At 33.6% G+C, this 14583-nt stretch carries 9 protein-coding genes; 2 read left to right on the forward strand and 7 right to left on the reverse strand.

Annotated elements, in window-relative coordinates; translation table 11 throughout:
• Positions 1 to 152 precede the first annotated feature (152 nt).
• From AABL87_RS09065 to AABL87_RS09095, 7 genes are all read right to left on the reverse strand, one after another.
• On the reverse strand, positions 153 to 1730 hold the full coding sequence (locus AABL87_RS09065; protein ID WP_341277221.1) for a calcineurin-like phosphoesterase family protein: 1578 nt from the start codon (positions 1728 to 1730) through the stop codon (positions 153 to 155).
• 258 nt (positions 1731 to 1988) lie between these two features.
• Positions 1989 to 3341: an alkaline phosphatase family protein gene (locus tag AABL87_RS09070; protein WP_006263991.1), complete on the reverse strand. Its 1353-nt coding sequence runs from the start codon at positions 3339 to 3341 to the stop codon at positions 1989 to 1991.
• A 1-nt stretch (position 3342) separates the two neighbouring features.
• The gene (locus AABL87_RS09075; RefSeq protein WP_341277222.1) at positions 3343 to 5328 is read right to left on the reverse strand and encodes an endonuclease/exonuclease/phosphatase family protein; all 1986 of its coding nucleotides are present in this window, start codon (positions 5326 to 5328) and stop codon (positions 3343 to 3345) included.
• Between the two features lie 16 nt (positions 5329 to 5344).
• On the reverse strand, positions 5345 to 7081 hold the full coding sequence (locus AABL87_RS09080) for a RagB/SusD family nutrient uptake outer membrane protein (protein ID WP_006261489.1): 1737 nt from the start codon (positions 7079 to 7081) through the stop codon (positions 5345 to 5347).
• A 12-nt stretch (positions 7082 to 7093) separates the two neighbouring features.
• Positions 7094 to 10579, reverse strand: a complete 3486-nt coding sequence (locus AABL87_RS09085; protein WP_006258189.1) for a TonB-dependent receptor — start codon at positions 10577 to 10579, stop codon at positions 7094 to 7096.
• A 152-nt stretch (positions 10580 to 10731) separates the two neighbouring features.
• Positions 10732 to 11661, reverse strand: a complete 930-nt coding sequence (locus AABL87_RS09090; RefSeq protein WP_006258190.1) for a FecR family protein — start codon at positions 11659 to 11661, stop codon at positions 10732 to 10734.
• A 95-nt stretch (positions 11662 to 11756) separates the two neighbouring features.
• A complete protein-coding gene (locus AABL87_RS09095; protein ID WP_006258191.1) occupies positions 11757 to 12296 on the reverse strand; it encodes an RNA polymerase sigma factor in 540 nt (179 codons plus the stop codon).
• A gap of 744 nt (positions 12297 to 13040) precedes the next feature.
• On the opposite strand from AABL87_RS09095, the gene AABL87_RS09100 reads away from it, so the two are divergent.
• Positions 13041 to 13586: a sigma-70 family RNA polymerase sigma factor gene (locus AABL87_RS09100; protein ID WP_006258192.1), complete on the forward strand. Its 546-nt coding sequence runs from the start codon at positions 13041 to 13043 to the stop codon at positions 13584 to 13586.
• Between the two features lie 89 nt (positions 13587 to 13675).
• A complete protein-coding gene (locus AABL87_RS09105) occupies positions 13676 to 14566 on the forward strand; it encodes a FecR family protein (protein WP_341277223.1) in 891 nt (296 codons plus the stop codon).
• Positions 14567 to 14583 lie beyond the last annotated feature (17 nt).

Consider the following 14583-nt stretch of genomic DNA (forward strand, 5'->3'; position numbering starts at 1 on the left):
GAAGACCTTCTTATATAACTCCCCTACACAAACAGAAAAAGCCCAGTATCTAACGATACTGAGCCCTTTCAACACACTTAATTTAAATCCCGATTCGATTATAAGCGAGCTCGCTATAATGATGAAGAATCTAAACCTTATAAAAAACTATACTATTTACTTTTCTCGATTTTGTATGTCTTTTGTGCGATATGCTCTCTACCAAACATATCTGTCACCTTCACTTCTACTTTATGCTCTCCTACCCCAATATTAAAAGGTAACTTAGCACTCCATAAATGAGATGATTTAATCGGGTGAGAAGGTTTCTTTCCAGTTAATAGTTTTTCTGTCAAATCATACTTTTGAACTGCTGCATAGAAGCTTGGGTCAAAACTCTCTTCTTTCTTCATCTCTTTCCACTCTCCTCCATCTATTCTATATTGTACTAGATCTTTCTCTGTTCCCATAAAGACATTTGTATATACCTGATAGTTATTCGATTTCTTATCCGCAATAACCTTAGGCATAAACAATTCCATTTTATAATCATCTGATTCCCCAGACACTTTATAATCTAACTCATACTGATTCCCCTTAACTACTAAAGTAGCATATCCTCTAGGGGTTCCATCTCTCATAGTAGAAGCAGGCACACCTAACTCGTTAAACTCGCCTGAGTACCAGTCGCCTGACGTTGTCCCAACATTATACTCATGTAATGGTTTTATACCTGACCATCCTTGTTCTTTCGTATAGAACTGATGCATCTGATAGTGAGTATGTGCAGACAATAGTAAGATATTCTCATGCTCTTTTAAAATATCTAACAACTGTTGTCTAGACTCTTGATCGAAGTGTTTTTCGTTTCCAACAAATAATGGAATATGAAAAGAAATTACCACTAACTTATCTTTAGGAACGAACTTCAGATTGTTCTTCACAAAGTCTAATTGATCTTGTCTAAAACCACCTAGGTACCCTTTCTTTTTAATTGGGTGAGGATATAGAATATCATCTAATACGATAAAGTGAGCATCCCCATAATTAAATGCATAATTAGCTGGTCCGAAGTTCTTCTCAAAGGTCTCATCAGAATAGATATCTTCAGTTGCCTCATAGTTCATATCGTGATTTCCCATCACATTATACCATGGTAGCCCTACTTCTTTCATCACTTCTTTATAAGGCGTATGCAAGTCTAATTTATCTCCTACTAGATCACCTAGACTGATACCAAAAGAGATTCCTTCTGTCTTATTCTTTACCTCATCTACTACTGCTTTTTTAAAGTAATCTAATTCCTCTAGACTATATGGCTGAGGGTCTCCAAAGATAAAAGCCTTAAAATCTGCTGACTCCTCTTGTGCAATCAATCCAAAGTTTACTTCTTTTGGCAATTTTCCTGTTGGAGCTACTCCTTCATACTTAGTTCCTGTTGGTGATCCTTTAGGTTTATGCGTTACATAAGAGGCAGGTAGATTATATTGGTCTAACACAGTAGCGTATTGACTTGGTTTAATCACAAAGATTTGATTATCCCCTGTTAAAGGCAGTTCATACAGTCCTTTATCATCAGTCTGTACGACCTCCACTCCATTAGATACCGCTACCCCTGCTAATACCTTTTCACTTCTATCTTTTTTCCCGTTCTTATTAGCATCCTCGAATACATAGCCACGCACACTAGTCTGTCCGATGGCTAATGCTGCCGTAAATAAGAAGGCAACAGTAAAGAATCTTTTTTTCATTATATATGGTTTATGTTGTTACAAATAGAGCGTATTAAAGTATTTCGTTACGAAAAAGAATATTTAATGATTTGATAATATCCCCTTACTGTTCAGAATGTCACTTTTTTTCAATGCCCAAAATTAGCGATGTCTTCCTATACGAATCTTACGCTATTGTTAAGCTTACGTAACTTAATTAATTTAAAAATTACAATCTTCCGAATTTGACTACTATTATTTTAAAGAGTAGCCTTCTTTATAATATTAATTCTATCTTTAGATACTTAGTAGTTGTTGTTTTAACTCTTTTGAAAGAAATTTAAAATCCAGTTCCAATAATTCACTAATAAAGGGGCAAATATCTATCAAAGCCATTTGTTCGATCACCACTCCTTGTTTTATTCCTTTTCCAAAAGCAACAAATCCAGTTTGCATACTTTTATCGCTATTCAAAAATCCGTGTGCTCCACCTTCTTTATTTAACTTACTCAATACTTCTCCTTTAAGGCCTCCACCAAATGTTGTGTGATCTAAACCTGTTAAGGCTAACTCTGCCTCTGGATCTGCACCAAGCTTTTGTAGCTCTTCTTTTGATATCATGCGATAGCGGTTTCTAATTTCTTGTGGTTGTTTTTCTAATAAAGTTTTAACCTTTTCGATTGTTTTTACTTTATTCTTTCCTTGCACTCTCAAGAAAGCAGAACCTCCTTGGGTATGAAACATTGCTTTCCAGTCCATTGTTTTTGCGTCGTCTAACAGTCCTGCATCCTTTAACCAAATATTAGGTTGTAAACGGTGTGTGATTTTCTCAAACCCATGATCTCCTGTAATAATTATTACATAGTTATCTTTCAGTTTTGAACGATCTAATGCCTCAATAATTGTTTTGATTGCACGATCAGCTCCAGCAACACTGGCACGTACCAAAGGACTATCCAAACCATCTTGGTGCTCATAGTGATCTGTACATGGAAAGTGAAGGGTTAATAGATTCGGTTGATACTGCTGAATCATATAACTTCCCATACGTGCAATATTCTCATCCATAATCAGCTCTTCTTCTGTCATTGCCCAATCTTTAGCTCTTAATGTTCCTGTTGCTTCATTTTGTATCTCGCGCCACAAACTATAAGGTGTAGTATATAAAGCTGTAATACTTCTTCTATCGTATCCGTTAGTAAGATCCCATATATCAGGAACATTATAATCGATAGGCGCATTGACTGTTACAGGCCAAATTACATTAGCAGAAGTCAGTTTTTTTTGCTTCACCACATCATATAGTGTTGGTATTTTAATTGCACTATAATCCCAATACCACTTTTGAGAGCCTGTAGCAGGGTCAAAAATATTGTTATATACTATTCCATGTTGAGCAGGAAGTTCTCCTGTAATAATGGTTGTGTGATCTGGATAAGTAACAGAAGGGAAGATAGGAGTAACTGCCTTAGCAGCTACTCCATTTTTCATTAACTCTCGTACTGTATGCATTCCCCATTGCTCTTCTAAATAGAAATCTGGTCTAAAACCATCGATTGTAATTAATACAATATGAGGTGTTTTTTCTTGAGCTATAGCGGTTGTATTTAAACCACAAAAAAGCCCTATCGCAATTAGTATTTTTTTCATATTAATCTATCGTAAAAGTTGCCATAACAGGCCAATGATCTGAAGGCCATATTGCGCCAAAACTTGTTCGTATTACTTTTCCTTCTATTAATTTGAAAGGAGAAGAATAAAAGATATAATCTAAAGTAGTTGAACCTGTTGGCCCCCATTTGTGAAATGTTTTTAATGATTCGTCTACAGCATTCAACAATTTTGGTTGCGTTGTTGTTTTTAAAACATTAATTTCTGTAGTATGAGGTTGTCCATTAAAATCTCCTATACAAATTACAGGGCGATTCTGGTAATTTTGTTCGATAATATTAACGACATCTTTAGCCATTTTTGTTCTATCTTCTGAAGAAACAGTTGTCCAATGACTATTCGTTACAAAATATTCTTTTTGCTTTTGCTTGTCAAATAACACCACCCATGCACCACTTCTATTCTCAGTATATTTCATTTGATAAGTAGCACTCCCTCTCAAATCAAAACGATCTTTTTTATAGAAGATCACTTTAGGTGATCCGTATGAATTAGCTTCGTCCATATAATACCCATAACCTTTGGCTGCCATCTGTTGTTGCATCCATGTTTCAAACCAATTATCAGAAAACTCTTGCAACCCAACAATGTCTGGCATTTCGTCTATAATCACTTGTAAGATATACTCCTTTCTACTCTCTAATGAATAGGGATCTGTAGCATCGTGATGACGAATATTAAAAGACATGACACTTACATTTCCTTTTGAAGGCTCAGGTACTTCTGGTGTTGTATTTCCTTCTGCAAATACTGTTACTCCATTGGCTCTCTCGATGTCTGTTAAAGAAGATTCTCCTGCACAATAACTTAGCTGTACAATAGTAGAATTTCTCAGTACCTTCCATTCCTTTCTATCTGTAGAACCACCTAACTTGATAAAATCTCCTACATCCGAACCTGGTTGACTAAACAAATGTACATTGGAACCTTGTCCAAAAAACGGTTGTGCTTTACCTTCTTTATTTTTTGTTGCATAACGGTCATTTTGTTCTGGCACACGATATCCCCAATTGTTAACCGAATCATATACTCCGTCTAATGAGGTACCATAAAAAACAGCGTCTAAAGGAATTGATTCTCCTGTAACTGTTGTTCCTTTGAACACTGCAACACCATCTGCTACATTCTGACCATCTTTCCCTAAGTTCCCTAAGATTCCTCCATTAGGATCTCCAAAACCGTCTCCTGCTTCTAATTTATAGTCTTTTGTAGCAATCCAATTAGACGTACTGATATCTGTACTTTTTCCACAACTGCCATAACCTGAAAGTACCTTTGACTTTCCTCCTACATAAAAGAAGGTTCCCTTTTTTGCCTTTCCTGATACTAAATCAAACTTATAGGTTACATTTCCTCCTTGTGCCCATCCTCTATCTCCAACAATACCATTGTTTGCCATAACTACACTATAAGGTGTACGCTCAAAATCAATATCCTCTAAAGCCATTAACTGTACATACTCGTACCCTCCAATATGATTTACAACTACTTTACCTCCATCATAAGTAGAGGATGTGCCATTAGCTGCTGCATCTGTTCCTCGCGGATCGGCCTGTATTCCAGTAATTACAATAGGAGAATTTTGAAGAACAACATCTTTTGGAGCAATATCTAATTTGATCTTGACTTCTTTGTCTTCATTCTTTATTTCTACCACTACTTCGTTAACTTGATTTTCGTAACTACTCTTTAACCTATAGCTTCCAGCAACCAAATCGCTAAACACAGCTGCTCCTGTTGTTGAAGATTCCTGTTTTTTTATCTCCTTCTGCTTTTCGTCATATAAAGTTACTTCTGCCTTAGCTAAAGGAGACTCTATCTTATTTACCACCAAGGCTGTTAGAGTAAACAACTTTGTAGGATCCTTCTTTGGGTTTTTATTTGTATAATCATCTTCATAATTACAAGAGATACAACAAAGTAATAAAACCACTACTTGAATTATTCTTATTATTTGACTTTTCATTTCTATTACAATTAAATTACCAACCTTGATTCTGACTTAATTTACTATTTAATACAATTGCGCTATATGGAATTGGGTATACATACTGATGGTTTTCATAGATACGTTTTAGATTGTCCATAATTATAAGTGTCCCAGAATCACCATTAGACAACTTGTACTGATTGTTATCAATAATATAGTAGTACACTCCTTTTTGTGGATTTGCAGGTACTTTTGTAACAAAAGAAACATCTGACTTACCATCCCCATTCATATCTAATGGTGTATTCATGGCTGGTACATACATGCCCTCATAGCTTTTGGTTAAAAGCCCTCCTAACTTCCAACGTCTTAAATCATCATATCTAAAGCCTTCTAACACCAGCTCTATTCCTCTTTCTCTTCGAATTTCTAATAAATTTGCATCTGATATGTTTGGAAAAAACTCTTGTTTTAAATAGGCATCTGCGACTGTTGGTATGCTACTATTGGTAATACCTGCTCTTTCTCTTAGCAACTTGATTGTTTTGTCCCAATCAGCACCTGTAAATTCTTCTAATTCGGCTTTTGCTTCAGCATAATTCAACAGAACCTCAGCGTACCTAATTAAAGGCAGTGTATTATTATTTTCTGCTACTCCATCTGTAGCAGAAGAATCTAAGGTTAATTTTTTGGGCTGATAACCTGTATAAGTATAGGTGAAATCAGGAGCAGCAGCTTGTCCATCTCTTTTGTAATCTCCCATTCGAATGGTTTGTTCTAAACGTTGATCTCTGCCTTTTACTTCTTCCCAAAAAGGTATAGTTGCATGCCCAGCTTTATCTGTAAAGCGAGTGCCATCTATATTTAAATAGGTATTGATAAACGATTTAGTCAAATTAGAGCGATTCCCATACGTTGCACTGGTATAATACCAATTTGCATCATTAAAGATTCTATAAGCTGCACTTGCATTAGCCGCTAATATCACTTCTGAAGCTTCTACAGCTTCTTTATTAAATAAGTTTCGATAGCTTTGATTCCCTTGCGCTGTATTTAAGCGATAAGAAGATGTTTTCATTAATTCATCTGCGGCATTAGCAGCTTGTTTTAACCACTCTGATGAACTACCAACCAACCCTAAATCTGTATGATATTTTCGATACGTTCCTTCAAAAAGACATACTCGAGATTTAAAAGCTAATGCAACTTGTTTGGTAATTCGTGAAGCACTATTATCTTTTCCTCCTTCAATAGCACTAATTGCAAAATCTAAATCTTCTAAAACCTTTTGCATCACCAATTCTCTTGTATCTCTTGGTTTATACAAATCGGGATCATCTACTGTTAGTGTTTTGTCATACCAAGGCACATCGCCAAAACGCTTTACTTTATCAAAGTAAAACCACGCTCTGAAAAAGCGAGCCAATCCTTCGTAATGTGCTTTCCGTTTATCTATGATCTTAGCTCCTTTTGATTTTTCTAAAAAATAATTGATATTTCTCAAATCACTCCAACTCCAACCCCCACTATCATAGGCTGTATAAGTACCTGTTAAATAGTTATTGATTGTTCGACCAATAACATAATCAGACATATTATCTCCACGAACGACATCATTTCCGTTAGGTAATATTTTATAAAAAGAATTGCTATATAATTCTAAATCTTTTTCTGTTGTAAAAGCTACATCTGGTGAAAGTTTATCAAAGGGTAATTGATCCAAGTCGTTTGAACAAGAAGTTGTGATAAACAAACCTGCTAAAGCAGTTATTAATATTATTTTTTTCATTGTTTGCTTGTTTTAAAAAGTAATATCGATTCCTAAAGAGAATGTTTTTAACATCGGATAACGCATTCCATTACCAGCGTTTGGTGACAATTCTGGATCTGCTCCATCAATTACTTCAGGGTCCATTGTTTTTAAGACTCTAAACATGGGTGAATAGGTCCATAAGTTTTGTCCTGAAAAGAAAATTCTTAGACTCTCTATTTTATTCTTTTCTAACATCTGTTTGGGAAAGTTATATCCTATTGTTAAGTTCTTTAAGCGGATATAAGCTGCATTTTGGATATACTTGCTTTGTTGTACTTGTAGCTCTCCTCTATTGTTAAGAGCAACATACCCTCTCATCCTTGGAAAATAAGCATCTGGATTCTCTTCAGACCACATCATATCATTCATTTTTGTTGGATGCCAACTGTATGGTCTATTGTATGCACCCCAAAATAAAGAGTTGTCTGCTCCAGGCCAAAAATCGCGTTTACCTACACCTTGAAAAAAAGCAGATACGAAGAAATTATTCCACTCTAAATCAGTATTAAAACCGAAGTTAAAACGAGGTGCTGAATTTCCAATAATTTTTCTATCTCCAGGGTTATCTACTGTATTATCGCCTATATTAATTACTCCATCTCCATTTAAATCTGCAAATTTGATATCTCCAGGCATTAATATATTTGCTGCAGAAACACGGATATAGCTTTGATCTGCATGATTATTAATATCATTCTGATCAATAAAATAACCCGCATTTTCAAATCCCCATATTTCTCCTATCTTCATTCCTTTGTAATATGTATCTAATGAATTTGTTGGATTATTAAATTTTGTAATCTTAGACTGATTGTCTGAAAGAATAAATCGGAACTTATAAGTCAAAGGTTTATTAAAGTTGATTTTATCTCTCCAAGCAATCGACAACTCCCATCCTTTTGTTTCTAAATCAGCATAGTTTCCTTTAGGTTCTGTTGCTCCAAATACTTGTGGCAGAGGCGTACCTTGTGTATACATATCTGTTGTAACTCGTTTGTACCAATCAAAAGAGGTTGTTAATCGTCGGTTAAACCATTCTGTATCAAAACCAATATTGAATGTAGTAGCCTTCTCCCATGTTAATCCATTAGGAATTACATTTGGTTTATTGGTATACAATGGATTTTTTCCGTTTAATAAAACATTTAATTGATTAACAGACATCGTTTCTAAATACTGATAAGGAGAGATATTTCCATTTCCTAATGAACCATAAGAAGCTCTGAATTTCAACTCAGGTAAAATATCTGCTAAACGACTGTTTTGCCAAAAGTTCTCTTGTGATAAACGATACCCTACAGAAGTTGATGGAAAGAACCCCCACTGTTGATTCTGTGGGAATTTTGAAGAACCATCATATCTCCCGTTTACTTCTATAAAATACTTTTCTCTGAAATTATAGTTCAATCGAAAGAAAGCCCCTAAAGTCGCCCATTGATATCCTCCTCCTTTTAAAACAATATTCTCTCCAGTTGCTAAACCAAAATCAGGTAATAAAGAATTCGTTAACTCATTGCGTTCTAAAGTGCGCTTGTCTAAACGCAATTTTTCGTAATTATATCCTACTAATCCTTTCAAATAGTGACTACCGAATTGCTTTTTATATTCTGCATAAAGATTCATCCCCTTATAAGTCGTTTTCTCTTGCAACTCTTCTAACTTATTCTCTCCTCTTTCAAGTAACTCTCCTGGTTTGGTACTATATGGCACTGGAGTATATTGTTTCGTTTCTACTTCATTTAAATTTCTAAAAGTAAAATCTCCATATAACTTCAAATCATCTTTAATTACGTCAGCAACAAAACTTGTTGTATTTCTCAATTGTTGTCTGTTTGTATCTGAATAATTTCCTCCTGAAACAAAACTACCAAATACAATTGCCGCATTGTGTGTTAAGGTTCCATCAGGATTAAACATCATCGCTACAGGGAAGGCCTCGTCTGATATTCTACGCCAAACTGGTGTATCTGAAGGGTGATTTAAGATTGGAAAGAAATAATCCATTTCAGCATATTCAAAGTTATTTTCTAACTTCAACCAACTTGTTGCTTGTAAAGACCCTTTTCCTCTTAAATTATACATATTAAATTTATCGGGGTTATATCTAAAAATACCGTCTTGAGAATTTATTCTACCTGATAAGTAATAGCTTGCTTTTTCCCCTCCACCACTAGCACTTAAATTATACTCTTGTGCTGTAATCATATCTGCATACAACTCTTTCATCCAGTCTGTATTTCCATAGTACACATATTTTCCAGTTACAGGATCAATATCTACTTTACTCAAACTTGGGTTTTCGTCATGTTCCTTTAGTTGTTGCAAATATTCCATAGAAAAAGGAAATACGCTATTTGCTTTAGACGGATGCATTTTGTAATCATTCCAAGAATAATAAGCGTCGTCAAATTGTTTCGCCCATTGGTATCCATTAGTCACTAAATCAGGTTTAACTGTATGATCTAAAACCGAAAAAGAGGTAGAAAAGTTAATCTTTGACTTTTCATTTTCAGATGCTTTAGTGGTAATTAGAACTACTCCAAAACTTCCTCTTGCTCCATAAATAGCTGCAGAAGCAGCATCTTTAAGAACAGATACACTTTCTATATCATTGGGATTTAATAAAGAAGGATCACCAGGTACTCCATCTATTAATACCAAAGCATTCCCTCCTCCTCCAATTGAAGTTGTACCACGCACATTAAATGTTGCACTTCTGGTAGGTTTTCCATCTCCTATGATAAGGTTTAGGTTTCCTATTTCTCCTTGTAATGCTTTAGCTACATTAGAAACAGGGCGATCTTTAAACACCTCTGCTCCTACTTGATCTACAGCTCCTGTAACATTTACTCGTTTTTGCTTTCCATATCCCACCACTACTACTTCATCTAAATTAGTTTGGTCTTCTACTAAAGCTACTTTTAAATTAGTAGCTGCTATTACTTCAACTGTTTTATATCCAATAAAAGAAATTTGTACTCTATCTTTTCCCACTACAGCATCCAAAGCAAAATTTCCGTCCAAATCTGTACTTACACCTTTGTCCGTTCCCTTTAATATAACTGTAGCTCCTGGGACCCCCAATCCTTGTTCGTCCATTACAATTCCTTTTATCTTTTGTGTTTTTACTTCTCCTAATTTTACAGAGATAGTTGAACCTGTAATTTGATAAGTAATTCCATATTGTTTAGACATATAATCTAAAATACCTTTTATGTCTTTAGCGTCAATATGCATATCCACTTTTTTGGTCAAAGCGGTTACTTTATCACTATAAATTAAAGTGTAATTTGATTGTTTTTTAATGGCGTTAAAAACATCTGTAATAGAAGCTTGATTCAACTGAATTGAAATCGGTGTCGCTGCTTTTTGTTGTGCATAAGTGTTTTCTGCACTTAATAAGTGTAAAAAAAGCAAAGCAGTAGCTAATGGAGTATATAATTTCTTACCTCCTTTGAATAATTTGAGATACATAATTGTTATCTTTGTTTTTTAGTTAATTGTTCTGCTGGATAATTAATTATCACTTCTAAACCTGTTCATCGCTGCCACTTTGTACAGGTTTTTTCTTTGTAGTTAATTGTAGTTGTGTTATTTCATTTCATAATATTGTGGTTAGACATAAACTATTTGAGGTGTACTATAATCTTCCCATCACTTTGCTTCTTATATTGAAGACCGTATATAAATTGCAAACTTTGAAGGATGTCTTCAATTTTATCGCTTGTAAAATCGCCACTAATTGTTGAAGTTGGTAAATTAGTTGATGCTAACTGCAAATGCGTATTGAAACGCCTATTCAATACTGTAATTACTTCTTGGATCCCCATTTGGTTAAATTTGACTTCTCCTTTATACCATTGATTAAACTGCTGTTCTTGTATAGTCGCTTTCTGTAATGAACTTACTGCATCTGTCCAAGTCACTTGTTCATCTTTTGCCAAAATAACCTGTTGCTTAGTTTGTTTGTCTTCTACTTTTACTTTTCCTTCATAAACACTTACTTGTACTGTTTCATTAGGACTATCGTTTACATTAAACTTTGTTCCTAATACTTGTGTTCTTAATTTAGGGCTAACAACCAAAAACGGAGTATCTCTTGAAGTGTGTTTTACTTCAAAAAAAGCTTCTCCTACTAATTGTACTTCACGAGAATTTCCGTTAAATGTTTTAGGGTAGATTAATTTACTATTTGAATTTAAGTGTACATAGGTAGAGTCACTTAAATAAAACTGAAGCTGTTGTCCTTTAACTGCAAATTGCTCCACATATTCTATTTCTTTTGTTGAAGGGAAAAGAAAATAATAAGATAATGATAAAACAATTGCTACTGCTGCTGCTATCTTATAGTACATTGCAAAAGACGTTTTTGGGACTGGTTTAATTTGAAGGTTTATTCTTCTTTTCATCCTTTCGCCAACAGCTGTACTTACATCTTTTGGAAGCACACCTTCCATTTGCATGCGATCAAAATACTGATTAACTAAAGATTCTTCTTCTTTATTACTATTTCCTTCTGCGTATTTTGACAATATTCTTTTAAACTGTTTTATCATTCTTAGTATGCTTTATACTATGATGTTCTTCTATTTTAAAAAACACCTATGTATCAAACCATACTTAACGATTAGATAATACAGCTAAACTTTACTTAACACATAATACTTAACAATACAGAAAAATGCATATCTGTAATATATCTTGTATTTCCTCGCAACAGTTTTAAAGCCTTGTTCACTTGATTCTCTACTGTACTTTCAGAGATATTTAGACGAGAGGCAATCTCTTTATAAGACAATTGCTCATAAAAACGCATTTTAAAAATAGTTAAGCATTTATCTGGTAGAAGTGAGATTGCAGTTTGATTAATTTCGTTCAATAATTGTTGTTTTACTTCTTCAAACTGTATCTCGTCAAGATCTGGAACTAAAGAAGCTATATTCTCTATTTGTACTTGATTGAAGTTTCTATTACTCAATGCTTTTGCACACTGATTTCGAACAGCTTGAAAAAAATAAGCCCTTGGTAGTTCTACATTAATGGTATTCATGCGGCTCCAATAATCAATAAAAACCTCTTGTACAATATCTTCTGCTATAACTTTATCCCTTGTTACGTTAAGAGCAAAAGCATATAACTCAGACCAATGCTTTTCATATAAAGCATCAAACATTTTCTCTTTACTTATCATTATATGTTGTTACTTTTAGTAGGTTTTCGTGTAGGATCAAATGTAATATTATAGCCTGTCTTCAATTTTATTAAATCGTTAAGATTACCACCTACTATTTATTTCATTTTTACTCGCTAAGTTTAATTAACAAACAATTCCTATTTCTTATTATTATAACATAATTATCACATTTACTTATTAATATTTTTAATTATTTATCCAGACTCTTACTTTCTTGAAATGAAGTCATCTTGACTTTTTAGTTTTATAAAACTTTTTCAGTCCTAAAGCAATGAAGTTCCACGCCATCCAACTAGAAAGTATTGTGTCGAACCTATTGAATAAAGAACGAAGGCTATATAACCAATAATTCGTTCTTTCAAAGGAATTCTAGCACTTTTATTGCCCAAAATGCCCATTTCAGGAGGAAATGTGCAAGAATACAGCAAGCAATCTCCTAGTAGACCAACATATAATAATCTCTATAAGAAGACGTCGCATAAAACGTAACAACTCCTATCTTATAGTTATTTCTTTACACTTCCTTAACCATACACTAACTTATATTCTCACTTAAACTCTCTCTCTTTTATCAGTATATCAATACTATACCTTGTAAAACACACACAATATATCCTTACAAAAACACTACTTTTTAGAAATAATGTCCTTATTACATAAAAAAGCTTAATGCTTTAGTAAAGTTAGAGAAAGAACATTACTCTTATTATAAGATAATTTTGGTCTCAAAATAATATAATAATGACTAATAAAGATAGATTCGTAAACAACTTGTATACGTCTTATTGGGAGTCTCTGTATATCTATGCTAATAACCTAACTCAAAATACTGCACAGACAGAAGATATCATTCAAGAAGTATTTATTGATCTTTGGAAGAGATTTGATACCTTACATATTGAGAATTTTAAAGCCTATCTTTATACAGCTGTTAAATATAAATGTCTAGAATATTTGCGCAATAGAAAATTTACTTCTGTAGAACTAGAGACTGCTTATGAGGCATTATCAGAATTTGAATTACTTACTGTAGAGGAACAAGAACAATTTAAACTTTACCTACTAGAACAAGTCAAATTAAAAGCTGCAGAAATATTACCAGAAAAATGTTTAGAAATTTTTCAGTTGAGATATTACAGTCTGAAGTCTTATTCTGAAATTGCTCAACTCCTAAACTTGTCAGAAAACACAGTTAAAAACCAATTAAACAAAGCATTATCCTTATTAAGAGCTAATCTTTCTTATTCTGTAGAAGCCTTTTTCTTCTTTCTTTTATTTGTTAAGTAATTGTTACCTATATTAAGTAATCATTAAATCAAGTTTTTCGCATAGTACCATTTATAGAATAGCACACTTTATAGATATAAGCACTATTCATGGAAAACAAGATTAGAAATATTATAGATCAATATTTAAAGAAAAACTCATCTGATCAAGAAAATCAATTTTTAACTTCTTGGTTAGAAAGATTACAACAAACAGGTACTTCTACCATCGCAGACAAAGAAACTGTTGAAAACAGATTACGCAATAAAATAGTAGCTAGTCAGAAAGCACATACTCGACGCATGCGCTTTAGACGCACTGCTACCTGGGCTGCTTGTCTTACAATACCTTTATTAAGTGGTGTCTTTTTATGGAATCAATATAGTTCTTCTACTAATCTATATTATGCAGAAAAGACCACGAGTATTACTTTAGATGACAACACTATTATTATACTAGAACCTGGTACTACATTAGAAATTAACGATGAATACAATACCTCTAATCGTTCAGTAAAACTAAAAGGTACTGCCTTATTTAAAGTAGCCAAAAACAGAGATCTTCCTTTCCTAGTCAAGTCTGATCACCTTAACACTACAGTTCTAGGAACAACATTTACAGTGAGTGATAAGACTTCTAATAACCATAAAGTTCACGTAATAGAAGGAATAGTATCAGTAGAAAACCCTAAAGATTCTTCGTTAAGAATATTACACGCTAATGATAGTTTGGTATGGCATAATGATAGACTCGCTCATAATACTTTACTCGCTCACACTTCATACTTTGACTTTAATAATATCCCTTTAGATAAAGCAATCAATCAGTTGGAAAAATACTACCGTATCCCTATCCACATTGATCATCGTGTTAACACCCAAGCCATCTTACATGGACGATATCCAAAACATGAGTTGTATGCTATTCTGAGAAGTATCTGCTTCTTAGAAGACCTTACCTATAAAAAACAAAATAAAGAGATCTCAATTTTTAAAAAATAACTAAACATTTAAAAACC

The sequence above is a fragment of the Myroides sp. C4067 genome, from assembly GCF_038039665.1.
Lineage (GTDB): Bacteria > Bacteroidota > Bacteroidia > Flavobacteriales > Flavobacteriaceae > Flavobacterium > Flavobacterium odoratimimum.